Annotated in this window: 34 protein-coding genes; 9 read left to right on the top strand and 25 right to left on the bottom strand. The window is 64.3% G+C overall.

The annotated features are described in order from the left end of the window. The 16 genes from JQ566_RS33425 to JQ566_RS33350 all read right to left on the bottom strand — a co-directional run bounded on the left by JQ566_RS33425 (window position 1) and on the right by JQ566_RS33350 (window position 9918). Window positions 1–2583, bottom strand: a complete 2583-nt coding sequence (locus tag JQ566_RS33425) for a phage tail length tape measure family protein (RefSeq protein WP_212380332.1) — start codon at window positions 2581–2583, stop codon at window positions 1–3. Continuing rightward, window positions 2580–2963, bottom strand: coding sequence for a DUF1799 domain-containing protein (locus tag JQ566_RS33420; RefSeq protein WP_212380329.1), 384 nt, complete (start codon window positions 2961–2963; stop codon window positions 2580–2582). The genes JQ566_RS33425 and JQ566_RS33420 overlap by 4 nt, the downstream gene beginning before the upstream one ends. Window positions 2964–3055: 92 nt before the next feature. Next, complete coding sequence (locus JQ566_RS33415; RefSeq protein WP_212380328.1) at window positions 3056–3355, bottom strand: hypothetical protein; 300 nt, start codon at window positions 3353–3355, stop codon at window positions 3056–3058. A gap of 40 nt (window positions 3356–3395) precedes the next feature. Further along, entirely contained in the window at window positions 3396–4325 is a 930-nt protein-coding gene (locus tag JQ566_RS33410; protein WP_212380326.1) for a phage tail tube protein, read from the bottom strand. A 3-nt stretch (window positions 4326–4328) separates the two neighbouring features. Further along, window positions 4329–4484 carry a hypothetical protein gene (locus tag JQ566_RS33405; RefSeq protein WP_212380323.1) on the bottom strand — a complete coding sequence of 52 codons (156 nt, stop codon included), beginning with the start codon at window positions 4482–4484 and terminating at the stop codon, window positions 4329–4331. Continuing rightward, on the bottom strand, window positions 4481–4921 hold the full coding sequence (locus JQ566_RS33400) for a phage tail terminator protein (protein ID WP_212380320.1): 441 nt from the start codon (window positions 4919–4921) through the stop codon (window positions 4481–4483). Before JQ566_RS33400 ends, JQ566_RS33405 begins: the two co-directional genes overlap by 4 nt. Continuing rightward, complete coding sequence (locus JQ566_RS33395) at window positions 4918–5478, bottom strand: phage virion morphogenesis protein (RefSeq protein ID WP_212380317.1); 561 nt, start codon at window positions 5476–5478, stop codon at window positions 4918–4920. Before JQ566_RS33395 ends, JQ566_RS33400 begins: the two co-directional genes overlap by 4 nt. Further along, complete coding sequence (locus JQ566_RS33390; protein WP_212380314.1) at window positions 5478–5906, bottom strand: gp436 family protein; 429 nt, start codon at window positions 5904–5906, stop codon at window positions 5478–5480. The genes JQ566_RS33395 and JQ566_RS33390 overlap by 1 nt, the downstream gene beginning before the upstream one ends. Continuing rightward, on the bottom strand, window positions 5903–6067 hold the full coding sequence (locus JQ566_RS33385) for a hypothetical protein (protein ID WP_212380312.1): 165 nt from the start codon (window positions 6065–6067) through the stop codon (window positions 5903–5905). The genes JQ566_RS33390 and JQ566_RS33385 overlap by 4 nt, the downstream gene beginning before the upstream one ends. After that, window positions 6064–6255 carry a hypothetical protein gene (locus JQ566_RS33380; protein ID WP_212380309.1) on the bottom strand — a complete coding sequence of 64 codons (192 nt, stop codon included), beginning with the start codon at window positions 6253–6255 and terminating at the stop codon, window positions 6064–6066. The genes JQ566_RS33385 and JQ566_RS33380 overlap by 4 nt, the downstream gene beginning before the upstream one ends. A 1-nt stretch (window position 6256) precedes the next feature. After that, window positions 6257–6415 carry a hypothetical protein gene (locus tag JQ566_RS33375; RefSeq protein ID WP_212380306.1) on the bottom strand — a complete coding sequence of 53 codons (159 nt, stop codon included), beginning with the start codon at window positions 6413–6415 and terminating at the stop codon, window positions 6257–6259. Between the two features lie 11 nt (window positions 6416–6426). Beyond that, window positions 6427–6627 carry a hypothetical protein gene (locus tag JQ566_RS33370; RefSeq protein ID WP_212380303.1) on the bottom strand — a complete coding sequence of 67 codons (201 nt, stop codon included), beginning with the start codon at window positions 6625–6627 and terminating at the stop codon, window positions 6427–6429. A gap of 149 nt (window positions 6628–6776) precedes the next feature. After that, window positions 6777–7280 carry a hypothetical protein gene (locus JQ566_RS33365; RefSeq protein ID WP_212380300.1) on the bottom strand — a complete coding sequence of 168 codons (504 nt, stop codon included), beginning with the start codon at window positions 7278–7280 and terminating at the stop codon, window positions 6777–6779. Window positions 7281–7289: 9 nt separating this feature from the next. Beyond that, window positions 7290–8264 carry a major capsid protein gene (locus tag JQ566_RS33360; RefSeq protein WP_212380298.1) on the bottom strand — a complete coding sequence of 325 codons (975 nt, stop codon included), beginning with the start codon at window positions 8262–8264 and terminating at the stop codon, window positions 7290–7292. 44 nt (window positions 8265–8308) lie between these two features. Continuing rightward, window positions 8309–8689, bottom strand: coding sequence for a capsid cement protein (locus tag JQ566_RS33355; RefSeq protein ID WP_212380296.1), 381 nt, complete (start codon window positions 8687–8689; stop codon window positions 8309–8311). Between the two features lie 41 nt (window positions 8690–8730). Continuing rightward, window positions 8731–9918, bottom strand: coding sequence for a phage protease (locus JQ566_RS33350; protein WP_212380294.1), 1188 nt, complete (start codon window positions 9916–9918; stop codon window positions 8731–8733). 188 nt (window positions 9919–10106) lie between these two features. On the opposite strand from JQ566_RS33350, the gene JQ566_RS33345 reads away from it, so the two are divergent. Genes JQ566_RS33345 through JQ566_RS33335 form a run of 3 tightly spaced genes read left to right on the top strand, consistent with a single transcriptional unit; the run spans window position 10107 to window position 12114 of the window. After that, the gene (locus JQ566_RS33345) at window positions 10107–10385 is read left to right on the top strand and encodes a hypothetical protein (RefSeq protein ID WP_212380292.1); all 279 of its coding nucleotides are present in this window, start codon (window positions 10107–10109) and stop codon (window positions 10383–10385) included. Then, window positions 10378–11727: a phage head spike fiber domain-containing protein gene (locus JQ566_RS33340; protein WP_212380290.1), complete on the top strand. Its 1350-nt coding sequence runs from the start codon at window positions 10378–10380 to the stop codon at window positions 11725–11727. The genes JQ566_RS33345 and JQ566_RS33340 overlap by 8 nt, the downstream gene beginning before the upstream one ends. 18 nt (window positions 11728–11745) lie before the next feature. After that, on the top strand, window positions 11746–12114 hold the full coding sequence (locus JQ566_RS33335) for a hypothetical protein (RefSeq protein ID WP_212380288.1): 369 nt from the start codon (window positions 11746–11748) through the stop codon (window positions 12112–12114). A gap of 116 nt (window positions 12115–12230) precedes the next feature. Here the strand turns inward: JQ566_RS33335 and JQ566_RS33330 are convergent, their stop codons facing one another. The 9 genes from JQ566_RS33330 to JQ566_RS33285 form a co-directional block, all read right to left on the bottom strand. Further along, a complete protein-coding gene (locus JQ566_RS33330; protein ID WP_212380286.1) occupies window positions 12231–12956 on the bottom strand; it encodes a hypothetical protein in 726 nt (241 codons plus the stop codon). 361 nt (window positions 12957–13317) lie between these two features. Next, complete coding sequence (locus JQ566_RS33325; RefSeq protein ID WP_212380283.1) at window positions 13318–13731, bottom strand: hypothetical protein; 414 nt, start codon at window positions 13729–13731, stop codon at window positions 13318–13320. Between the two features lie 225 nt (window positions 13732–13956). Continuing rightward, window positions 13957–14229: a hypothetical protein gene (locus JQ566_RS33320; protein ID WP_212380281.1), complete on the bottom strand. Its 273-nt coding sequence runs from the start codon at window positions 14227–14229 to the stop codon at window positions 13957–13959. A 22-nt stretch (window positions 14230–14251) separates the two neighbouring features. After that, window positions 14252–14830: a hypothetical protein gene (locus JQ566_RS33315; RefSeq protein WP_212380279.1), complete on the bottom strand. Its 579-nt coding sequence runs from the start codon at window positions 14828–14830 to the stop codon at window positions 14252–14254. Between the two features lie 38 nt (window positions 14831–14868). Next, window positions 14869–15114 carry a hypothetical protein gene (locus JQ566_RS33310; protein ID WP_212380277.1) on the bottom strand — a complete coding sequence of 82 codons (246 nt, stop codon included), beginning with the start codon at window positions 15112–15114 and terminating at the stop codon, window positions 14869–14871. Further along, the gene (locus JQ566_RS33305) at window positions 15111–15338 is read right to left on the bottom strand and encodes a hypothetical protein (RefSeq protein WP_212380275.1); all 228 of its coding nucleotides are present in this window, start codon (window positions 15336–15338) and stop codon (window positions 15111–15113) included. Before JQ566_RS33305 ends, JQ566_RS33310 begins: the two co-directional genes overlap by 4 nt. A 188-nt stretch (window positions 15339–15526) precedes the next feature. Beyond that, window positions 15527–15979 carry a hypothetical protein gene (locus JQ566_RS33300; RefSeq protein WP_212380273.1) on the bottom strand — a complete coding sequence of 151 codons (453 nt, stop codon included), beginning with the start codon at window positions 15977–15979 and terminating at the stop codon, window positions 15527–15529. A gap of 13 nt (window positions 15980–15992) precedes the next feature. Further along, window positions 15993–16970: an XRE family transcriptional regulator gene (locus tag JQ566_RS33295; RefSeq protein WP_249139957.1), complete on the bottom strand. Its 978-nt coding sequence runs from the start codon at window positions 16968–16970 to the stop codon at window positions 15993–15995. Between the two features lie 2 nt (window positions 16971–16972). Continuing rightward, window positions 16973–17227, bottom strand: coding sequence for a hypothetical protein (locus tag JQ566_RS33285; RefSeq protein WP_212380267.1), 255 nt, complete (start codon window positions 17225–17227; stop codon window positions 16973–16975). A 104-nt stretch (window positions 17228–17331) separates the two neighbouring features. On the opposite strand from JQ566_RS33285, the gene JQ566_RS33280 reads away from it, so the two are divergent. Genes JQ566_RS33280 through JQ566_RS33255 form a run of 6 tightly spaced genes read left to right on the top strand, consistent with a single transcriptional unit; the run spans window position 17332 to window position 20797 of the window. Then, complete coding sequence (locus JQ566_RS33280) at window positions 17332–17556, top strand: hypothetical protein (protein WP_212380266.1); 225 nt, start codon at window positions 17332–17334, stop codon at window positions 17554–17556. Next, a complete protein-coding gene (locus JQ566_RS33275; protein WP_212380263.1) occupies window positions 17553–17714 on the top strand; it encodes a hypothetical protein in 162 nt (53 codons plus the stop codon). Before JQ566_RS33280 ends, JQ566_RS33275 begins: the two co-directional genes overlap by 4 nt. Next, window positions 17711–17959, top strand: a complete 249-nt coding sequence (locus JQ566_RS33270) for a hypothetical protein (RefSeq protein ID WP_212380262.1) — start codon at window positions 17711–17713, stop codon at window positions 17957–17959. Before JQ566_RS33275 ends, JQ566_RS33270 begins: the two co-directional genes overlap by 4 nt. Continuing rightward, window positions 17956–18399, top strand: a complete 444-nt coding sequence (locus JQ566_RS33265) for a hypothetical protein (RefSeq protein ID WP_212380260.1) — start codon at window positions 17956–17958, stop codon at window positions 18397–18399. Before JQ566_RS33270 ends, JQ566_RS33265 begins: the two co-directional genes overlap by 4 nt. Next, window positions 18396–18569 (top strand): hypothetical protein, encoded by a 174-nt coding sequence (locus JQ566_RS33260; RefSeq protein WP_212380258.1) that lies wholly within the window; start codon window positions 18396–18398, stop codon window positions 18567–18569. Before JQ566_RS33265 ends, JQ566_RS33260 begins: the two co-directional genes overlap by 4 nt. A gap of 56 nt (window positions 18570–18625) precedes the next feature. Beyond that, window positions 18626–20797: a DNA-binding protein gene (locus JQ566_RS33255; RefSeq protein WP_249139956.1), complete on the top strand. Its 2172-nt coding sequence runs from the start codon at window positions 18626–18628 to the stop codon at window positions 20795–20797. Window positions 20798–20806: the final 9 nt, after the last annotated feature.

Genomic DNA, 20806 nt, shown 5'->3' with positions numbered 1-20806 from the left:
TCAGAACTTCCGCTGCGTGACAGCGCGGGTCGCGGCGTCGCCGACGTGGTCGACGAATTGCGGGCTGCCGACATAGCTGCCCAGCGTGTCGGCGGCCGACTGCATCGAGACGTCCTTCACGAAGGCTTGCAGGTTGCCGTTGTTGTCGAAGGAGACGACGACCTCGACCTTCTGTCGCCCGGAGGAGCCGCTCCAGCCGCCGGCGGATGAACCGCCGACCAGGCCACCGTCGGCGTAGCCGCGCAGGCTGCGATGCAGCCCCGACAAAAAGCCGACGCCGGCGCGGCCGACCGAGGCCTGGTCGAACACGTACTCGCCCTTGTGCACGATGCCGGCGGGCTCCAGGCGCCCGCCGCGGCCGGTGTAGCCGCCGGCATCGAATCCGACAGTCGGGAACAACTGACTGCCGACCTGCATCGTGCCGATTCCGCCGCCACCGCCGCCGCCGAGGCCGATCAGGCCGAGCAGCCCGCCGCCGCCCGAGCCGCCGAACGCGGAGCCCCAGAGATTCTGCGCGGCGATATCGATCAGCTTGCTTGAAAGCGCATTCAATGCGCTCACGCCGGCCTTCTTGAGCGCGTCCATCGCGCTCGCGCCGCTGGCGATCGACGAGTTGAAGGTTTGCAGCGGACCCTGCACCAGCCCGGTATAGGCCGACCTCAGCAGATCCGCGTTGGACGTGGCACGCCCGAGCGCCGCGGCTTCGCGCTCGATCTGGCTGATGTTCTCCGGCGTGAGCTCACGCCCCGATCGCCGCGCCTCGTTGATCGCGTTCTGCGCGGCGGCGTACTCGGCCGCCTTGCCGGCCGACATGCCGACGGTCGCGGCTTCGATGTTCTGTGCATCGGTGCTTGCGCGGATCTGCGTCACGCCGATCGCCTGGTCGGCCGCCAGCTGCTTCAGCAGCGCGGCGCGCCGGCTGTCGATGTCGATGCCTTGCAGATGCGCAGCCTGCAGGTTCAGCTCGACTGCGCGCTGTGCCTCCGCGGCCGTGGTGGTCTGGCCATAGAGTGAGAGGCGCGTTTGGGCCTGCTGAATGTCCGTCGCGACTCCGCCGTAGGCCTGTTTGCCTCGCTCCCGCGCGATTGTCGCGGCTTCTTCCGCGGATGCTCCCGCCTTGATTGCCTCGTTGTAGGCAAGCTGGGATTCGACGCGCTGGCGCATCGCCGGCGACTGATCCGACAGCAGCTTGTTCTGGAGCGTCAGGCTGTCGATCTGCGACTGGACCGGATCGGCGAGCCGCGGGTTCAGCGCCAGCGCCGAGGCCTGGTTTTGCAGACGCGCCAGCGCCAGCGGCAGCTGCTCGCCGACCTTCTGCCGGAAGGCCTCGAACGCCGGGTCGTTCATGACCTTGGTCAGCAGTTCGAGATTGGCGGTGACGTTCCTGATGATGGCCGGCGCCGGCGCCAGCGCGTCGACGATCGGCGACGCCTGCAGCGTGGTCTGCGCGGCATCGACGCCGAGCGCGGCCTTGCGGCTCTGCTGGATCTTCGTCAGCGCGTCGTTGACGGCGGCGAGCTGCTCGACCATCTGCGAGACGTCGAAAGCCGGAAGCTTTGCCGTCTGCGCCGTCTGGATCAGCGCTTCCAGCTCCTTGCGCTGCTTTTCCAGCGCGGACTCGCTCTGGCTGTCGAGGCCGTTGACGCCAACCTGGCCGAAAGCCTTGCCGATCACCTCCGAGGCGCGGCTGGCGCCGACCTCAACCCGATTCCATTGGCTCGCCCAGAAGCCGGTTTGATCCGAGGCCTTGGAGAGTGCCGGAGCAATTGCGTCTGACAGCGCCTTGATCGCAGCCTGACGGTTGCCCTGCTGTTCAAGTGTCGCGATGTACTTGATCGTGGACGCGTCGATGCCGCCGATGCGCTGCGCCAGCTCCTTGGCACCTTCGCCGGGCGATGCGAACACCTTCGCGACGAATTCCCCGGCCTTGGGAATGTCGGTACCCAGCACATTGGCGAAGCTCTTGGCCTGCTTCGTGAGGAGGTCGATGTTCTCAACGCCGATCTTGCCGGTCGAAGCGAGCGCCGTCGCGAACTCACGTGCTTGCGACGTCGAGACCTCGCCAAGCGACGCGGTTGCTGTGACGATCGTGTTGATGTCGCCGACCGTTGCACCCGAGGCCCGCCCGATGCCTTGCAGGCCCGCCACGATGGTCTTCTGCGAATCCTGCCAGCTGATCGCGGCCGATCCCGCGGTGAGGCCAATCGCCGCGATCGAGCCGGCGACCAGGCGCGCCGGCGTCAGGATCTTGCCGAGGCCGCTCGTGACCTGGCCGAAGAAGCCGCCGACCGTGCCGGTCGAGTTGGCGAAGATGTCGACGACCTGCGTGCCCTGTTGCGCCAGCACCATGAACGGCGACTGGCCGGAGACCAGCGACACGCCGACGTCCTGGATCTGGCGCGAGAGGTTGATCATCTCGTGCCGCGCGAGACCGGCGCTCTTGGCGACGTTGTCGTTCGCCGACTTCGTGGCGGCATTTGCGCTCGTCGCCGAGGTGCCCACGTCCTTGACGGCAGCGCTCGTCTCTTGCGCCGCCTTCTTGGCGCCGGAGGCATCACCGTCGATGACGAGCGAAACTCTCAACTCAGATCCTCATTCAATGCCTTGCAGGCTTCGGCTTCCATCACCCGCAATCCCTGCCATATCGTCGGCGTCACCTCGATCAGCTCGGCCTCTAGCCCGGCGCGCGCCGCCGCATAGTCCAGCCCGATGTAGAGCGGCACGGTCGGCGCGATGACGTTGCCGGCCGGCGTCATCATGCCGCCGCCGCTGACCGGCGTGACCCGCCATTGCGATGACACCGCGAGGAAGGCCCTGACGATCGCGACGTGCTCCGGCCAGATGCCGTCGAAGGCATTCGCCCTGGCCCACACCTTCGCGAATGGATCACGGTCCGGTGCGGCGGAAGCGCCGGCATTGTCGTCGAGCGCATCGCGCAGAGTCGCCAGTGACGTTGCATCCATGCCCGTCTCGGCCATGCCCTGGATGAGATCGTCGTCGGGCTGCTCCGACCCCGCCGATCGCGCATCGGCGACCCAGCGCCTGGCAGCCCATTTCAGTTTCCCGGCGCGACCTTCTGGATGACGCGCGAATAGTAGTCGGTGAGCCCGTGCACGACATTCGGGCTGGCGAGAATCTTGGCGCGCAGCTCATCGGTGCAGGTGACCGGCTGCTCGTTGTCGTCGACCAAGTTGTTGAACCTGACCACGGCCTTCTCCAGAAAACCCGGGCCGAGCTCGTCCGCCGGCAAATAGTTGAAGGTGGTATTCAACGTCTCCTCGACGAAGCCGCCGTCGACCGGCAGCATGATCTTGACGTCGTGGGTGAAGGTACGGGTCTCGACGATCTTGAACAATCAATCCTCCTGACTGGATCTGGGTACGTGTGCGTTTGGATCAGGTCGCAGCGAGCGACCATTGGTCATTGCCAGCATTCGGCAATGCCAGCATCTTCAGCCCGCGCTCGGCGATGCCCTGGCTGTTCTGGTAGCCGCTCGGCCGCTGGAATTGCGCGGTCGGCGCGCTCAAGGTGATGATGTTGCCAGCGGTCACGCCGTGGATCAGCGACACCGGGACCGTCGCCTGGCTGTTGGCGAGACCGTGGATGTCCATCGTGGTCACCGGCACGGCTTCCGCGGTGAACTCGATCTCCTCCTTGTGGTCGGTCAGCTCGATGCTCTCCTTGTTGACCAGGAGACGCGGCTCGACCGGGTTGGCGAGGTCGAGCGAGAAGCTGCGCATCACCAGCGCCACGGCGTTGACGGTGAACTGCGTGTTCGCCTTGTTGACGATCAGCGGCTTCTTCCAGGCCGTGAACACGGGCACGGCCGCGGCCACTTCGCTCGGCGGCGTGTAAAGGCCCCAGAACTTCCAATGCACGAAGGGAATGCCCTGAGCGTTGACATTGAGCTTGCCGGTGCCGCGTGCGCCCTTGATCGCGTGCAGGGTCGCGCCCATCCAGAACTTGAGATAGGCGCTCTCGATCGAGTCGGTGATCGGCGAATAGGTCACCGAGGTCGCGGGCACGATCACCTCGGCGCAGCCGGCGGCGCGGAACAATGGCCCCCAGGCCGGCGCGGTGCCGGCGGTGCCGGAGCCGGCCAGCTCGGAATCGAACTCGATCGTCACGTGCAAGTCGGCCGGGACGGTCGGCTGGTTGCCGAAGTTCGGCTGCACCAGGTCACGCGAGACGTCGTTGCCTTCCATGTCGGCGATGGTGACGTTGCGCGCCAGCAAGGCATTGGCGGCGCCGGTGAGCGTCGGGTCGGTCGCGTAGCTGGTCTCGATCTTCGCGAGCAGCACCATCTTGCGATAATAGATCGGCATGGCTCACTTCCTCTTGGTGCGCGCGGCGGGCGCCGCGTCGGTGGTCTCGGGCTCGGCCGGCGCCGCAGCTTCGGGCTGCTCGCGCACGAGCGAGCCATCGGATTGCCTGATGTAGCGGCCGCCCGCGGACGGCTGCTCGTGCTTGGTGTCGTCGCTCATGTGATCCTCAGTTGGTCGGTCAAAGAGAAATCGAGCTGGTAGAGCACCAGACCCTTGTCGGCCGAGAGCAGCCGGCCGCGGCGGACGAAGAAGACGTTGGCGCTGTTGTCGGGCCCCCAGCCCGCGACGGCTTCGATCACGGCCTTCTTCAGTTCGCCGATCGTGGGCAGCGCCTTCTTCGCCTTGGCGTCGCCGCGCGCCTTGATGCCGAGCACGACGCCGATGGCGTCCTCGATCATCTGCGTGTGAAAGCCGGTCGATGATGCGCCGCCCTTATCGTCGAAGCCGAGCGGGCAGACGAACGCGAACACGTCGTGCTGTGGCAGCGCCTCAGCGGCGATCAGTGCCGCCAGCGCAGCGATGTCCTCGATCCGGCCCGCGAGCGCCGGCACCCGGTCCTTGATGCGATCAGAGACGAGCTGCTCCAGCGTGCTCATTGCAGCTTGCCTCCGATCGACAGGTAATTCTCGAAGATGGTGCGGATCGTCCGCGGATCGTCCTGGTCGAGGCCGAGGAACGGCCGCGCCGGAATCCTGACGCTGTGCGCGCCGATCCGCCGCTTCTGCGCCAGCGTGGCCCGCTTGTTCGCCTTGGCAAAGCGCCACGTGCCGGTGCGCTTGTTCACCTTGAAGTGCAGCACCGCGTCGCGCGCGTCCTTGTTGACGACGCCCCCAAACTGATGGATCGCGGCATAGACGACGTTGGTGCCGATCTCGACGCCGGTCCGCGACGCGTTGGTCGCGATCGACCGGTAGAGCCGCGCCGACAGCATCAGCGTCTTGCCGCCGTGCTTGATGACACGCAGGCTCTTCGGCCACGGCGAGCCCGATGGCGTGATGCCCTGGTCCCAGCGATGATGCGTGGATTTGGCCAGCGCCAGGCCGATGCTCTCGTAGACGGCCGTCGGATCGTCGAGGCGCGCGATCAGCTCGCCGAGAACGGCAAGCGAAATCTCGTTGTCTTTCAGGTCGACCTGGAGCTGCACGCCCGCCATCAGATGAAGCCCTTCAGATTGTCGGGCGTGAAGTCGCGCGGCCGGTCGGTGGTCCGGACACCGCTCGCTCCCGACGACGCGGGCTCGACGCCGGCGACGTTGAGGCGGATGGTGCCGTTCGAGATGTCGCGCAGCGTCTTCAGGGCGTCGGTGTAGTCGTCGCGGATCTTGTCGGCGACGGAATCGCGATGCAACTTGTAGATCGCGATTGCCTCGGCGAGATCGACGATCAGGTCCGGCGTGGACGCCATCGGCAGCAGGTAGCGGCCGAGCAGATAACCGTCGATCTGCGCATCCGTGTCCGTGAGCGCCTTCGCCACTACGGCCGCGTCGATCGCGCCCGCCGGCGGCTCGTCCCGGTCGGTGAGCTGGATCAGCATCTCCTCGCCGAAGCGTTTGACCAGGTCGTCTTGCGTGGCGTAGGTCATGCGGCCTCCGCGCGCTTGCGGAACACGTCGCCGGCGCGGCGGCCCCGTACGATGCCGTCGACGACTTCAAGGAACCGCGCCTCCATCAACGGCGAGACCGTGCCGTCGCCGTGATCGACGACGACTTCACGCGGCTGGCGTTGCTCGGGCAGGACGCTCATGCACGCACCTTGACCCAGATCGCGAAGACCAACCCAGCGACGACACCGGCCATGGCGATGCCGGCGTAGACCAGCGCGGAGAACCCGAAGGTCGCGAAGACCAACGCGACCAGGCAGCCGAACAGTGCCGGCGCCGCGAAAGCTGCGAACACGAACAGGCCGACCAGGGCGTTGCCGATCTCGTGCATTTCAAGAAACCTTCGAAGCCTCATAGACGGCGAATTCCCCGCGCATGTGAGCCTGCAGAGTCACCATGAAGCGCTCCGCCTCTGCGCGCGTGTCGAAGGCGCCAAAAACCCGCTGCATGCCATCCTGCGCGGACACGTCGGTTCTCACGACAAAGAACATGGATGCCTCGTTCAAGATGCCTTCAAGGCCTTGCTGATGGCGCGGAGCTGATCGAAGGCGCCGTCGACATAGCCGACGAGGCTAGAGAAGGTCTTCTCCTCGTCCGCCGGCGGCTGGGCGTGGCAGGCGGCAAGGATCGAGCGCAGCGAAGCGCCGGCGTCGAAGGCCTGCTTGCCGAGCTGGTAGGCTTGTTCGTCGATCTCGGATTCCATCGGCACGGTCTCCTGGAAAAGCTGGACCCTCGGCCGGCGGTGAAAGGCCAAGCCCGCCGGCCGAGGGACTCGTGTGCCGCTGTCTGTCAGGACTCCGGATCAGGTTGCGTGGTTGATCTGGGGCGTCACACGAATTGGAACAGGTGAGTTCAGGATTGATCTTCCGGCCATTCGCCGTCGACGACGGTGGCGGCCTTGAGGGCGATGAACTGCTTGCGTGTGAGCGCCACGAACGAGCCGATCTCGCGCTCTTCGCCATCGTGGTTGAGCGGACGCTGCACGCGGAAGGCGCGCAGCTCGCCGGACTGCGCCGCGCGCGCCGTGTCAGTGGCTGCGCGTATGCGCGTCTCGGCTGCGACCTTTGCGGCGGCAGCGTCCGTTTCCGCTCTCTCCCGGGCCGCGGTCTCCGCAAGGCGAGCTTCCTCGGCGAGCCGCGCTTGCTCGGCCTGGCGCTCGGCTTCGGCCCTGGCGGCAGCGGCGGCATCCGCCGCCTCCTTCTCGCGAGCGGCTTGTTCGGCGGCCAGACGATCCGCGCGTTCCAGCTCTGCCTTGGCGGCCGCTGCCGCCTCGTCGGCGGCGGCTTTCTCACGCGCGACTGCTTCGGCCTCGGCCTTCGCGGCGGCTGCGGCCGCCTTTTCTGCTTTCGTTACCATTGCGCGACCTCAGGCGACTGCGTTCTGGATGAAGTAGCCGACGTCCTGGGCGACCACGATCTCCTTGAGACGCTCGCCGGACCGGATGCGCACGCCGCCCTGAAGGCCGATGTCCTTGTCTTCGATGCGGCCGGCGATCTTGGTGCCGTAGGTGGCCGTCAGACCAAACGTGATGCCGCCGGCCTCGGGCTGCGCGATCGGATTGACGTAGATCAGCGAGATGTGCTTGCCCCAGGCTCGGGCGAGCGAGGCGGCCTGGCCGGGCTTGGCGGTGTTGTAATAGGCATCGCCGACCAGCACCTGCGTGATACCCTGGTCGGAGAACAGCTCGGCGAACTGTTGCCGCGTGACCATGCCGGAGTTGGTGAGGTTGCCCTTCACCGCATTGACGACCTTGGGATGGCTCGACAGCTTCGACCACACCGCGCGGCCCATCACCATGATGTTCGGCGGATAGACCAGGGTGGATTCGCAACCGGTCTTGATCACGCCGAGCGGATCGGAGTTGGTGTAGTCCGAGAGCTGCGAGGTGCCGGAGAGCGTGATCTGGCGCGCGCCGTTGTAGTTGGCAGCGTTCTGGACGATGCCGGCGACGCGCACCTCACGGATGTTGTTGATGGTGTCGGTCAGCATCTGCGTCGAATGCGCCTCCGGATCATAGGCCGAGAGGCCGTGCGCGCGCGCATTCGCCGCGGAATCGATATCCGAGTTCGGGATCGGCGCGTCGAGGCCGTAATCGTCGACCGCGTCGTTCTGCTCGGTGCCGCCGAACTCGAGCTGCTGAACACGGCCACGGCGACCGACCCGCGCGTCGGGAACGTTGAAGGCTTCGGCGAGGTTGTAGAGCGTCCACTTGAACTTCTCGCCGCCGACCGGCACGCGCGGCAACACGAGATCCGCGATCAGGGTCTGCGCGGGATTGCGGTAGCCGATCGCGATGGCGGTAAGGACCGGATCGACGACGAAGGGACGATTGGGAGCCATGATGTTCTCGTGAGCTGGTGATGCGGGGTTTTGGCGGGGGGCGGTTACGGCAGCTGGACGATGCCGTCGGCGACCATGAAGTCGATGACATCGCCGGCGACGCCCGGCTCTTCGGCGAAGCCGCCGAGCCGCTTGATTACGCCGGAGGCGGCGACGAGCTTGATGGCGTTGCCGCTGGCGTCCGAGGTGAGCGGGTCACCCGCCGCGACGGTACCGCCGAGCGTGACCTGGGCGAGCCCGCGGCGGATCACGTCGACCGTGTTGCCGGAGGAGCCGCCCTGGCTGTCGGATGCGCCGATGATGGGATCGGTGGCCGCGCTCGCGGTCGCGACCTTCTTCGAGGCGGCGGCGTCGGAGAATTTGACGAACTTGAAGGCCGCGACGTCGGCTGTCGTGATGTAGGACCGGATGAAGGTGGGGATCATGGGCGCGCTCTCGGCTCCAGTTGTTCGATGGGTGGCTGCGACTACTTCACGCCGTTGGCGGCGACGAAGGTGACCGCGGTCGCGTAGTCGATGGCCTGGCCTTGCTCCGCGAGCTTCTTCTGATGCGCGGTCGCGGCGGCTGCGAGCGCGACCGGGTCGCTCGCCAGAGACTTGGTTTCGCCGGGCGGCGTAGTTGTCAGCATCGGGCCGAGCGGCATGATGGGAAGCGCGGCGATCTCTTTTTCAACGACGGCCGCTTCTTCCGGACTGGATGAGTGACGCGCGATGTAGTGCTCACGCAGGCCTTTCACGCCCATGCGCCCCTTGCCGATCTCGCCGTCAATGAACACGGTGGCATCCTTCGTCGCCGATGTCTGGATCACGGTCTTGAGACGGGTCGAGACGGTCGTCAGCTCGCTCTGAAGCGCCTTGACCTGGTCGGGTACGCCGGTCGCGAGCTTCTCCACCGCCGTGACGACCGCCGCGGGATCGCTCGCATTCTGAAGGCCCGCCGCCTTGGCGATCGAGGCGAGCGCTTCGCCCGCCTTCCTGGCGGCGCTGAGCACGACTTCACCGCTCGCATCCTTGGCGAGGCCGAACGCCGTCGAGATCGACTGCATCGCCGTGCCGCCGGCATTGAGGCTCTTGATCGTGGTGATCACGGCGGCCTCATCGACCGTGTCAGCGAGGCCGAGCGCCTGGCGAAGCTGGGCGAGCAAATCCATGTCAGAAGTCTCCTGTGCGTTGAGCGCGGCCATGCCGACGAGGTTAGGTGTGTTGGTGAGCGACGCCCGCAGCAGCCGCATGATGTTGCCGGCCTTGTCGTGGGCGAACACGGGCGAGATGAAGCGATAAGCCTTGTCGGCCATCAGCGCCTTGCCGGCGGCATTCCAGTCGACGCGGGCATAGATGCCATCGGCGCGCGCCTGCAGATCGGTGAACCAGCCGCGCGCAGGCGCCGGCCGCCCTTCGGTCGCAGCAAGATCCGTCGCGTGCGTTTCGTCGAGGACGAACTGGCCACCCGGCGCCGCCTTCATGCTCTCACTGGCGAGCTTGGCCGCATCCTTCATGAGGTAAGGACCGCGGCCGTCGACGGTCTCGATCACGCCGCCTTTGCCGGCCGGCACGATCATGATCCATTCGGGCACGGCGCCTTGCGCGTTGAAGGCGATCTCGACGCCGACGCCGCGAATGATGTTGAGCGCTGTGCTTGTGTTTTGTCCCGACATGCCGCCACAATGGCCGCACCGGCGCGGGATTCGTAACCCTGACACGTGTCAGGGTGCGGAATTCGAGGTCGCCGCCGTAAGTGTAGCGCAACGCTCGCCGTCAACGCTGGAGCATCGCGCAGTGCCACACAATCCCATGCTGGTAAATTTTTGCGTCATCCCCGGCGCTCGCTTGAAGGGGATTTGAAATGCCGACCGAGATCCTCGCGACCGGCACCGGCGCCGCGAATTCCGCTGATGTCGTCATCGCAGCCGGCTCGTCTCTCACCGTCTGCCTGAAAGATGCCGCCGGGCCCGATGTCGGCAAGTATGCCTCGGTCGACATCCTGCTGAAGGCAGACACCGGCGAGTACTTCAAGGTCGACAACATCAACACCGACAAGCCGGCGCTGTTGATCCAGGCTCCTGGCACCTATCGTTTCAGCCGCCTGGCTGGCAGCACGTCCTGCGGCGTCTTCAGTGGCTAGCATCACGCAACCTCTGACACGACCGCTGACGCACCCGCTCGCGGTTGAGCCGGCGTCGTTGATTGACCTTGGGATAGCGAACCCGCCGCCGGATTGGGTGCTGCGGGCAGGTGACGTCCCGGCCGATGTTGATGCCGATATCGACAATGATCGTTATTGGGTTCGCGGCGTTGGGCTAGTCTCGGCCTCGGATTTGTTTTCGACGTCGAGAGCTTCCACCAAGTATGTGACGACAGCCTCCGGCATTCTCGTTTCGCTTGGGGCGAACGTATTTCCACGCAGCGACAAAGGCTCGCTGCTCGAAGTAGGTAAGACCAACAATCTGGTTCAGAGCCGAGACTTTTCCGCAAATTGGAGTAAGCCCAACTTCATCAGCGGAAGCACTGTTGCAGGCCCCGACCCGCTGTTTAACGTGGTGGCTCTTGTCCCCACAACGACCAGTGCCAGCCACTATCTGAAAGCCGACAGCGGCTTGAACATTGTCACCTTCACATCAGGGCAATACTATACGTGGTCGATCTACTTTAAGCCCGCAGGGTACAACATACTTCGCTTCGAGAAGCCGCATAACACACCATTTCCTTGGACGACCGCGATACAATACGATGCTTCGACCGACACGTGGTCGAACACCGGGGGGCTCTCATCTTGGAGTTCCGAACTTCTTGCAAACGGTTGGCGCAGGCTCAAGTTCTCTGCTCTGGCCGCGGCTACTCAGGCCGGGGTCCCCGCGTTCGGTGCCATCTACATCAATGTGTATGGCTCATTCGCAGGTGACGGGACGTCCGGCGTCTATCTTGCCAATGCGCAGATGGAAAACTCTGCTTACGCCACCAGCTATATTCCGACCACCGCGAGCACAGCGGTGCGCGCTAGCGACAATATCACCTTGCTGGGGTTGGCCTCATCTATGTCACTGTCCCCTGCGGGATCAGCGTTCTTTAGTGCTCGTGTGAATGGGTTCGGCACGGCTGGAGAGAGCGTTCCAAGATCGATCGGGTTTGGTGCTTCACAAACTTTTGGAAGCCCGATGGCCAACGGCAGCAACGGAAGGTGGCAAGCGTGGAATGGCACCGCGTCGCTTTCGAGCACTGGGGTATTAGCTGACTGGACGACCGGCGTTCGCAATGCCGTGACGACGTGGGATGCGACAGGCAGGACCGTTACCATGACGGGCTCCGCCGCAGTTACTTCCGATGCCAACCCGATCGGAAATAATGGCGCGTCGACGGCGTATCTTGGCTCGAACAACGGTGGGAATATGAGCAGCCTCTATCTGTCGCGGGCAGCGCTCTGGAGGACAAGACTGTCCGACGCCGCCGCTCTAAATCTTGCTGCATAAGAAATGGGATCGCAAGCTATGAAGCTGCATTTGCTGCAATTCGACGACGAACAGGCTGCACAGAACGATGTGGTCGTTGGTGCTTATTGGCTGCCCCCAACGGAGGGCGGCGAATTCCCTTTTCCGGGCGGCTGGGACCAGAGCCGGACATTTCCGAACACTTCGGTCTTTATCTTGCAAGCCTCGCAAGCCGGCTTTTGGATCATCATCGCGACCGACGACGCGAACACGGCACTGGCGCAGCATCCCAACTGTCGCCTAGCTTGGGACAATATGAGCGCTGTGATCCTTGGAGGCACCTATACCGGCAATGACATGTCCGCGTTGTTCGTCTCGCCTGTGCCGGCTGGCGCCTATAACCCGTGGAACGGCGCAGCGCCGGAATAGTCCGCTCCCCGTCGCTGCCTGAGGGGCGGCCGTCGCTAACGCTCACTCCTCTCAGGGGAGCCGGTTCGCTCTCGCCCAAGGCACCGGGCTGGCTCAATAATGCCTGGCCGGTCTAGCTACGGTTTGCAATGAACGCCAAAGAGTCGGCAGCTGTGTGAACTGTCCGATGGCTGGGGCGATAGCTGCAGCGAAAGCACGTCACCCCAGCCGTAAAACTGAACCTCGTTCTGATCGCGTACCAGAGCCCCCTTATCCAAAGCTCTTAAGAGGATTACAGGGCGTGTGCGCTCGTACTTGCCTTTGATGGTTAGAGTGTAGGTTGGTTCGTTCCTTTTCGAGAGATCTCTCCTGCCCTCGCTTGTTCCGAAGGAATAGGCAAACGCGAGACCCGTCGGCAAAAACATGATGAGCAATAGCGCGCCAAAAGTGAACCGCTTTGGCACCTCTTCGTGTCTCGCCACGTAGCCTACAATCAGCGACCACAAATAGGCGATGGCAATGCTATAAACGGTCCAAGCTTCGATCGGTGAGTTGTAGAAAAAACTAATCGCTGACAGCGCTACGAAGTTTAGGCCGACAAGGTGGAGCATCCACTCGCCCCGTTGGGGACGAAGGTTAAAATCTGCTGCGCGCCATTGCAGCACGGTCAATGTTGCCATGACGAAGTAGGTGATGGCGATGGTAGGCAACCAAAGCAAGGCGCTCTTGAGGTAATCGCTCGGCGCTACCAAGCCTTGGATGTGCGGATCGAATTGTGCGTAGTAGCCCCACTCGTGAGTGACCGCCAAAGACAGCACGATAAAGGTGGCTGCCGCGACCATTGACGGAAACTTTTCGAGCATGTTGCCCCCTTCGTGTCCGCGCCTTTACCTCTCTCGTGGCGGAGGGAATGTTGGCTCGATGCCGATCTCAGCCAACTCACGCAGTTCGCTGGCAGTCGCGGTGTCCGGCGGCATTATCCGCAGAGTATGCGTTTCGAGCCGCGATAGACCCTCCCTGGCATGCGCTAGAACAGACGTGAAGTCAGTTTCGGTCCAACGCTTCGGCGGCTCGCCGCTCGTCTTCGCGTAGAGTTCAAGGCGCCAATCCGTGGACATCAACTTTCCCCCCCAAGGTTGAGTCCGGGGAGTTTAACCGTAAACGCGGCGCCGTCCACTCCCTCAGGGATTCCAGCTCGCTCCTCTCAGGGGCGTGTGACCTGCCTCAATCTTCTAAGCCACGTAAGACCGCTAACCCTAGCGAATGGCACAAAGTGCCCCCTAAGACTCCGCAGATCATGACCACTAGCGTCGGCTTTTGAAAAAGCAATTGCATGTAGAACCCCAGCGCTTTCTCAGCGTCCTGCTCAAACGCTTTTGTAAGAATTGATATCAAAGGCGTGACGTAGGCGGTCACCATCAATGCGACACCTACGTTGTTGCAAAATGTACTCAGAAGCTTACGCCTTTCGTTTCGTGCCAACTTGCCCTGAAGATCAGGAATATCGAGCAAGAACACGCGGCGCCAAAACTTGGTGGCCCTTGTGGGGGCCTGTTGGCTGCGATGCGTTCTTAAAAGGCGTTGTTGTTTGCTTCGCTCGATGCGGAGGGCGTGGCCCAGCTCGGTCTCAACTCTCATGGTAGTTCCCCCTTTCCCGGGCTGGCGCTCACCTAGCGAACAGCACATCGAGCAACGCGGCCGCAAGGACGGCCAGCCAGATCAAAGAGCGGTGAATAGGCCCCCGATGCCAGTTCATGGCCGGCAGCCTAGCACCGGCGTAATCCGCCACAAGTCCGGACCCTTTACAAAAGGCCTCCTATCCCTACGGGGACGTGCTCATTACGCCGCCAGGCGTTCACTGTCTCAGGGATGGCGGACTAATCTCGCCGGTAGCTTCACCATCTCTATTCCCGGCGCTTCGCCGTTGAGCGCACGCATCATGCCGATCCGCGCCATCATTACCGGCCCGTCGCGTTCGGCGACCAGGAGCAGCGCCTCGGTCGCTGCCTGCCATTCCGGCCGCTGCTGGATCTTCGCCGGCAGTCCTGCGATGTATCGCCCGGCATCGAGCAGCGTCGTCAGCTCGCCGCCGTCGGGCAGCGGAATCGGATCGTCGAAGCGCGCGGACCAGGGCATCTGACAATCGCCGGGTGGCAGCCTACGGCTTCGTGACTCTGCTCTCGATCATCGACGTAACCTTGGCGCTCGTTGACCACATGCCTATGACGAAGCACCCCAGAGAACCAAGCGACGCAAGAAGCGTGAGCACGTGGAAAATCCTATTCAGCCGCGCCATCTTACGGGACCGGTCTGTTTCGACCACGAACGGGTGCACATAGATTTTGTTTTTGAAGGTCTCTACCGACACCATCAGGTAGTTGGTCAAATATGCGAGGGTCATCGCCACGAAAGCCGACGCCACTCCGGCGGCATAGTATTTGAGCGTGTTGGCGACGGCACCGATCTGGACGAAGTCGATCTTGTCCTTGGAAGCAACTGCGCCGAGAAAGGCGAGGATCGCGACGGCCGCACCACCGTTGATGAGCACCAGTGTTCGCAGGGCCAGGCTCCCGGCATCGATCGTGGCCTGGTTGATGTAAGTATGGAATTCGGTGCTTTTATCGTGCGCACGATGCGCGTCTTCGCGCCTTTTCTCAGTCTTCCACTTTTCCTCCTCGATCTGCTGCTCACGAGCCCACTTGCGTTCCTCGAAGGTCTGTTGATTGTCATCTGCCATCGTTTCCCCCTTCAGGCCCATCAGCGCGCCAACAAATCCTAGCCCGCCGCCTTCAGCCGCACATAGGTCCCGCTCTCGTGCAGCTCCAGCCAGCCGCGCTCGACGGCGAACCTGATGCCGGCGCCGAACTCGCTGCCCTTGGCCTTGTGCTCGTACAGGAACGGCGCGTTGATCTTCTCGATGTGGATGCGGCCGTCCTGGACCGGCTCGACGCCGGGAGCGATCTCGATCAGCTTGCGAGCGGCAAGCTCGGGGTTGGCGTAGTCCGTGGCGAATTTCTTCATCGTGTCGGCCCCCGGTCATGCAGGTATTGCCGCTCCCGGCTCAGCCGGTACGCCGGGTCGGTGGCATAGCGTTCGGCATCGGCCCGCCGCTGAGGCCCGAAATGGTAGACCGGGATGCCGTTGCAGGTCACCGTCCACCATCCCGGCGGCGGGCCATGGGGCTCAGGCTTCATCGGGACCACCTCATAGGCCTCGTTGGGGTCACAGTCGGGGATGATGGGCATGGGTAGTCCTCAAGGCTGTGAAACACCCAGTTTCCCGTGAAACAGCCCGGGCGGCGCCCCTGGGGCCGACGGGGACCGAGGGGATGGCGTCAAACCGGCCCGCGCCGGGCCTCAGGAGCTTCAATTCTATCTTCAAAGACCTCCGGGCGGATTTGTCCGTTCCAAGGCTCAAACGCATGGGAGGGCTTCTAATCGGGTCGCGAGATTCGGACTGGTCCGGCGTGCTTCTCGCCGCCGGCGGGCCCACCTTTGATTGCGGCCTCGATCCGGGCGGCGGCAAAGACGATGACCGCGATGAAGGCGCTGGTGAAGTAGACGATCGCGGCGAGCACCTGGTCCATCACCGTCCGGCTCTGGATGAAGAGGCCGACGCACACGACCAAAGCCACGATGCAGATGAGGAACGTGAAGACATCGCCGGATCGCGCCGCGTAGACGATCGGAGCCATGGCCGCGAGTACGACCAAAATAGCGACGACCAGGAAGAGGACGATCGACCCGCCCGTATTGAGCGACCCGCCGACCCAGGTCAGGTCCGGCTTTGGAAGGTCCCCTGTAGAGACGAGATAGGCATAGCCAGCGATGGCACCAAAGAGCAGCGCGATGGCCGTGAACTTCACAGCAAAACGGACGTATTCCATCACTCGCTCCTCGTCACTTCGATACTCCGCGTTGCGGCCGCGCTGCGGACTTCGTCGGTTTCGTGCGACCGACACGGCGCACTTGCCTCGGCGGGATGATCGCTACGATCGCGCTGGCCCATCTGATCCTTACGCCGGTGATGGCGCGCGAACTGTTCAGGCTCTCCAGATTGTAGAGGTCGCGCCCTGATCCGGGCTTCAGTGTCTTGAGGTAGCGCTTGCCATCATATGTCAGGACGGCAACCTCTTCGCCGACGAGACTCATGACCGACTGGACCTGACCTCGGTGGACCACGATGACCGTGCCGTCTCCATATTTGGGCAACATCGAATCGCCCTCCACGCGGAAGCCGATCACGTCATCCGCGATAGCGATCGGAAGCTCGACTTGCTCCAAACCTTCTGGAGGCACCTGCTCATAATCCGGGTCGATGACCGCTCCGGCTCCGATCTTGCCCATGATGGCGATGATCGTGACGCCATCACGCTCACCCTCGATGAGACCCGACTCACGCGCGAGTTCCATGATGCGGTCTCGCGCTTTGCCGCGCGGCTCCACGCCGGCGAGCCAACGGGACACGTTGTTCTGCTTCGTGTCCACGGCGGCGGCCAGATCTTCTTGCGTCCAGCCCCGGGCGGTCAGAAGCCCTTGTATTAAGTGGCTTATCTCCATCCCTGAAATATACATTTCTGTATATCCCGGTTTCCAATCCATACCGCGATTTGTTGGTTGATTTTTTATCCTTTTTTGGATATCCATAGATGGATGAACCCCATCAAGCACATCCGCTGCGAGGTCTTCGGCGTCACCCAGGAGGAGATGGCGAAGATCTGTCGCGTTCGACAGGCGACGATCTCGCGTTGGGAAGCCGACATCGGCGAGCCATCGCTCAGGCACGTCAGATTGATCCGCGCTGAAGCGCGCCGCCGCCGGTTGCGATGGGATGACCGCGTTTTTTTGGCCGAGGAGCGCGCAGCATGATTGCCGCATGGTCAATGCCGTCGCGTTTCTCGGCCATAGCCGACGCTGTCGCGCAAATCCAAGACGACCTGATGCAGCGACGCTCGCGGCAGCACGATGCTGCGCACCTTGCAGCGGGCGCCGTGGCTGTTACCCGGCCCATCCACCCAGAACACTACGCGCAGCCAGTCTTCATGGTCCTGCACGTCGCAGCCGGAGGCGAAGTCGTCACTGAGCCCGTGGGGATCGAGCAGCGGTCTGCGGTGATCGTGTCGGCGCGGCGCCATCGGGTACTCCTGACTGAACTCTCCGGCGCTCGTACTTCTACTGGATGCGCCGCGCAGCGAGACTCAGAAACGCAGGCCTGCCTTGAGTCGATGAGGGGGCGTACATGAGTCACGGGCCGCGCTCCGCATTCGATCCCGACACCAACGTCGAGATCACGGTCGATCTGATCGAGGTCAGTCGCGTTCACCTCGTCGTGCGCGACCGCGCCGATGGCAGCACACACGCACTCGCCTATGACGGCATCGCCATCGGCGCCAATGCCGCTGGCGACGCCTACACGCTGATCATGCCGCGCGTGCTCGCGAGGATGCAGGGGTTTTGCGAATGAGCACGCGCACAGCCCTGCATCTGCGCTGCCTGATCGCGGTCGCCGTGCTCACGGTCGCGTCGATCGTGCTGATCGCCGGCAGCGCGCACGACCAGCGCCGCTCGGCGGGCGTCGTACGCGTGCAGCCCGCGGTTTCGATCGCGACGGTGCGGCCATGACGAAGCACTGCGTCACCCGCATGGACGGACCGCGGCAGCGCTTCTTCACGGGCCGCTTCGCCAACACCCGCCGCACGGCGCAGCTGCTTCCGTTGCCGAAGACGACAGGCCGGCATGACAAGGCGCAAGCCTATGACGACCGGCACGTTGCACGGCTCGTCTGCGATTACCTCAACACGATCGCCAGCATCACCATCCGCCTGAAGCCCTGGGCCGTCCTCCCTCTGCCGGAGGCGCGCAAGTGAGCCGGCGTCGCGACGAGCAGGACCATCGCCTCGCACCGGTGGTCGACCGGTTCGCCGACGACCGCGTACGTTCGCCGAAGGTGGCGAGCCGGATCTCCAAGGCGGTCGCCGCGGCGATCAAGGATTCCGGTCAGTCGCGCGAGCAGATCGCCGCCGGCATGACGGCGTTTCTCGACGAAAGCGTCACCGCAGGCACGCTCTACCAATATTCGTCCGAGGCCAACGAGCGGAACAACATTCCCGCGCATCGCCTGATCGCGCTCGCGATGGTGACCGGCGATGCACGCCTGCTCAACGCCGCGCTCGAAGGCACGCCTTTCGTCGCCGTCGAGGCGAGGTACGAGCCGCTGCTCCGGCGCGAGGTGCGCAAGGAGCAGCTGAAAGATCTGCTTCAGCAGGAAATCGCAGACGCCGACGCGCAATGGAGGGCCAGCAAGTGAGCAAGCTCGACATCATCACCACTCTGCTGGCGGTGCTCTACCTGCCGGTTCTCATCGCCGCGTCCTACGCGAGCTACCGCCGCGGGATCACACGCGGCAAGGCGCTCGGCCACGATGAAGCCAGCGCGCTCTGGCCGCAACACTCGGATTACGACGACCGCCTGCGCTGAACGCGCTGGCGCAGGGCTCGCCCAGAATTGGGCACGGGGGAAGTTTGGACGTGAAGATGTTCTTGTCAGCCGCAGAGATCGCCGCAGAGAAGCTGCCGGGCTTGTCCTCTGCCGAGCGCGCGGTCAAGCGCACGGCAAAGAAGCAGGGCTGGCAGTCGCGTCCGCGTGCGGGCCGCGGCGGTGGACTGGAATATGCTCTGGAGTCGCTTCCTGCGGAAGCACGCGCGGCCTATGTCGGCAGGCACATCGAGGCGGTCGAGATCCCGGCGGCGATGGCGCGTGAGGCGGCCAGCGAGCCGGAAGCTTCGAGCGTCAGCGCCGGTGCCGCCGATGCGCGCGACGCGCGCCTGGCGCTGCTCGGCCAGGCCGAGCGCATCGCCCGCGAAGCCGGCGTCGGTCACAAGCGCGCCGATCGCCAGCTCTGCGATCTCTACAACACCTCGCAGCTCGAGGTCGCGCCCTGGATCAAAGCCGAGGTGAAGAGCCTCACCCCGCGCACGCTGGCGCGCTGGCGTGCCGCCGCCAAGGCCGGGCACAAGAACAAGCTCGCCGTCAACCGCGCCGCCGCGCGCCGCGGCACCGGCGTTCTCGACCGCGCCAATGACGGCCAGCTGCGCACCTACATCCTCGCCCTGGTCGCCAAGCAGCCGCACCTCACGACGCACCATATTCGCGACCTGGTCGCCGACGCCTTCGCGCAAATCACCATCGCCGGCAATCCGGTGGCGCTGCCGCCGATACGCACCTTTCAAGCGGCGTTGAAGAGCTGGCGAACCACCTTCCGCAACGAGATCGAGCAGATCCGCAATCCGGACGGCTACAAGAGCGCGATCCGCTTTTCTGCCCGCGTCGCCAACCCCGCTCTGCGGCTCAACGAGATCTGGCAGATCGACGCGAGCCCTGCCGACGTGCTCACCACCGATGGGCGCCAGACCATCTATGTCTGCCTCGACATCTTCTCGCGCCGCATGATCACGCTGGTGAGCGCGACACCGCGCGCTGCGGCGGTCGGCCTGCTGATCCGCAAAGCGATCCTCGCCTGGGGCGTGCCTGAGCGCATCAAGACCGACAACGGCAGCGACTTCATCGCACACACCACGCGCCGGCTGTTCGCCGCGCTCGGCATCGATCACGAGACCTCGGCGCCGTTCTCGCCCGAGCAGAAGGGTCATGTCGAGCGCGCCATCGGCACGCTGCAGCGCGGCCTGATGCGCACGCTGGAAGGCTTCATCGGCCACAGCGTCGCCGACCGCAAGGTGATCGAGAATCGCAAGGCGTTCTCGCAGCGCCTCGGCGAAGCTCCGGAGGACATGTTCCAGGTCGCGCTATCGGCCGCCGAGCTGCAGGCCAAGCTGGATGCCTGGTGCGCCGATGTCTACGGCACCAAGTCCAACGATGGCCTCAAGGGCCGCACGCCGTTTGAGGCCGCCGCGATGGCGGCCGGCAGCATCCGCAGGATCGAAGACGTCCGCGCGCTCGACATGCTGCTGGCGCCGGTCGCGGGGAAGAACGGACTGCGCACCGTCACCAAGACCGGCCTGCGCATCAACGACAGCCACTATCTCGGCGGCTTCCTCAACGTCGGCGACACCGTGTTCGTGCGCATGGACGCCCACGACATGGGCCGCGCCTATGTCTACACCGAGGACGGCGAGACCTATCTCGGCCAGGCCATCGCGCCGGAGCTCGCCGGCGTCGATCCCGCCAAGGCCATCGCCATGGCCCGTGCCGAGCAGAAGCGCCGTCACGACGAGACCATGGCCGAGGTCAAGCGGACCGCGCGCAAGATCAAGGCGAAGGACTTCGCCGGTGCGATCCACCGGCAGGCGCTGGCCGCGCAAGGTAAGCTGATCGAGTTCCCCAAGCCGGTCGAGGCGCACGACACGCCGGCGCTCGCCGCGGCGCGCGATGCGCACACGGTGGTCGAGACCGGCCACGCCCCGGAGATCGCAGCGCTCGCCGAAAAGCTCCGCGCCGAAGAGACCAAGGCTCCCGACGTCAACGTCACGCCGCTGCGCGCCGCCGAGACCAATCATCAACTCTGGAATCGCGCCCGCGCGCTCGAAGCGCGCATCGCGCGTCGCGAATTCGTCGAACCGGACGAGCTGCTCTGGCTCGGCAGCTTCCGCGAAGGCTCCGTGTACCGCGGCTTCCTCGCCGTCTACGGCGCGCTGAATGGCGTCGCCGGCGAGATCGCATCAACCGACGAGGCTGCCTCGTCTTCTTAAGTCAAACCA

Origin of the sequence: Bradyrhizobium sp. SZCCT0231 (genome assembly GCF_018130245.1) — a bacterium.
Classification (GTDB): Bacteria; Pseudomonadota; Alphaproteobacteria; order Rhizobiales; family Xanthobacteraceae; genus Bradyrhizobium; species Bradyrhizobium japonicum_F.
The sequence above is the reverse complement of the archived record's forward strand: the minus strand, read 5'-3'. Positions and strand labels throughout refer to the sequence as shown.

Excerpts from the sequence above, each read along its gene's own strand:
- JQ566_RS33420 (WP_212380329.1), bottom strand. The coding sequence starts at position 2,963 with ATGGATGCAACGTCACTGGCGACTCTGCGCGATGCGCTCGACGACAAT.
- JQ566_RS33410 (WP_212380326.1), bottom strand. The coding sequence starts at position 4,325 with ATGCCGATCTATTATCGCAAGATGGTGCTGCTCGCGAAGATCGAGACC.
- JQ566_RS33405 (WP_212380323.1), bottom strand. The coding sequence starts at position 4,484 with ATGAGCGACGACACCAAGCACGAGCAGCCGTCCGCGGGCGGCCGCTAC.
- JQ566_RS33400 (WP_212380320.1), bottom strand. The coding sequence starts at position 4,921 with ATGAGCACGCTGGAGCAGCTCGTCTCTGATCGCATCAAGGACCGGGTG.
- JQ566_RS33395 (WP_212380317.1), bottom strand. The coding sequence starts at position 5,478 with ATGGCGGGCGTGCAGCTCCAGGTCGACCTGAAAGACAACGAGATTTCG.
- JQ566_RS33390 (WP_212380314.1), bottom strand. The coding sequence starts at position 5,906 with ATGACCTACGCCACGCAAGACGACCTGGTCAAACGCTTCGGCGAGGAG.
- JQ566_RS33385 (WP_212380312.1), bottom strand. The coding sequence starts at position 6,067 with ATGAGCGTCCTGCCCGAGCAACGCCAGCCGCGTGAAGTCGTCGTCGAT.
- JQ566_RS33380 (WP_212380309.1), bottom strand. The coding sequence starts at position 6,255 with ATGCACGAGATCGGCAACGCCCTGGTCGGCCTGTTCGTGTTCGCAGCT.
- JQ566_RS33375 (WP_212380306.1), bottom strand. The coding sequence starts at position 6,415 with ATGTTCTTTGTCGTGAGAACCGACGTGTCCGCGCAGGATGGCATGCAG.
- JQ566_RS33370 (WP_212380303.1), bottom strand. The coding sequence starts at position 6,627 with ATGGAATCCGAGATCGACGAACAAGCCTACCAGCTCGGCAAGCAGGCC.
- JQ566_RS33365 (WP_212380300.1), bottom strand. The coding sequence starts at position 7,280 with ATGGTAACGAAAGCAGAAAAGGCGGCCGCAGCCGCCGCGAAGGCCGAG.
- JQ566_RS33360 (WP_212380298.1), bottom strand. The coding sequence starts at position 8,264 with ATGGCTCCCAATCGTCCCTTCGTCGTCGATCCGGTCCTTACCGCCATC.
- JQ566_RS33355 (WP_212380296.1), bottom strand. The coding sequence starts at position 8,689 with ATGATCCCCACCTTCATCCGGTCCTACATCACGACAGCCGACGTCGCG.
- JQ566_RS33350 (WP_212380294.1), bottom strand. The coding sequence starts at position 9,918 with ATGTCGGGACAAAACACAAGCACAGCGCTCAACATCATTCGCGGCGTC.
- JQ566_RS33345 (WP_212380292.1), top strand. The coding sequence starts at position 10,107 with ATGCCGACCGAGATCCTCGCGACCGGCACCGGCGCCGCGAATTCCGCT.
- JQ566_RS33335 (WP_212380288.1), top strand. The coding sequence starts at position 11,746 with ATGAAGCTGCATTTGCTGCAATTCGACGACGAACAGGCTGCACAGAAC.
- JQ566_RS33330 (WP_212380286.1), bottom strand. The coding sequence starts at position 12,956 with ATGCTCGAAAAGTTTCCGTCAATGGTCGCGGCAGCCACCTTTATCGTG.
- JQ566_RS33325 (WP_212380283.1), bottom strand. The coding sequence starts at position 13,731 with ATGAGAGTTGAGACCGAGCTGGGCCACGCCCTCCGCATCGAGCGAAGC.
- JQ566_RS33320 (WP_212380281.1), bottom strand. The coding sequence starts at position 14,229 with ATGCCCTGGTCCGCGCGCTTCGACGATCCGATTCCGCTGCCCGACGGC.
- JQ566_RS33315 (WP_212380279.1), bottom strand. The coding sequence starts at position 14,830 with ATGGCAGATGACAATCAACAGACCTTCGAGGAACGCAAGTGGGCTCGT.
- JQ566_RS33310 (WP_212380277.1), bottom strand. The coding sequence starts at position 15,114 with ATGAAGAAATTCGCCACGGACTACGCCAACCCCGAGCTTGCCGCTCGC.
- JQ566_RS33305 (WP_212380275.1), bottom strand. The coding sequence starts at position 15,338 with ATGCCCATCATCCCCGACTGTGACCCCAACGAGGCCTATGAGGTGGTC.
- JQ566_RS33300 (WP_212380273.1), bottom strand. The coding sequence starts at position 15,979 with ATGGAATACGTCCGTTTTGCTGTGAAGTTCACGGCCATCGCGCTGCTC.
- JQ566_RS33295 (WP_249139957.1), bottom strand. The coding sequence starts at position 16,970 with ATGCGGCAATCATGCTGCGCGCTCCTCGGCCAAAAAAACGCGGTCATC.
- JQ566_RS33285 (WP_212380267.1), bottom strand. The coding sequence starts at position 17,227 with ATGGCGCCGCGCCGACACGATCACCGCAGACCGCTGCTCGATCCCCAC.
- JQ566_RS33280 (WP_212380266.1), top strand. The coding sequence starts at position 17,332 with ATGAGTCACGGGCCGCGCTCCGCATTCGATCCCGACACCAACGTCGAG.
- JQ566_RS33275 (WP_212380263.1), top strand. The coding sequence starts at position 17,553 with ATGAGCACGCGCACAGCCCTGCATCTGCGCTGCCTGATCGCGGTCGCC.
- JQ566_RS33270 (WP_212380262.1), top strand. The coding sequence starts at position 17,711 with ATGACGAAGCACTGCGTCACCCGCATGGACGGACCGCGGCAGCGCTTC.
- JQ566_RS33255 (WP_249139956.1), top strand. The coding sequence starts at position 18,626 with ATGTTCTTGTCAGCCGCAGAGATCGCCGCAGAGAAGCTGCCGGGCTTG.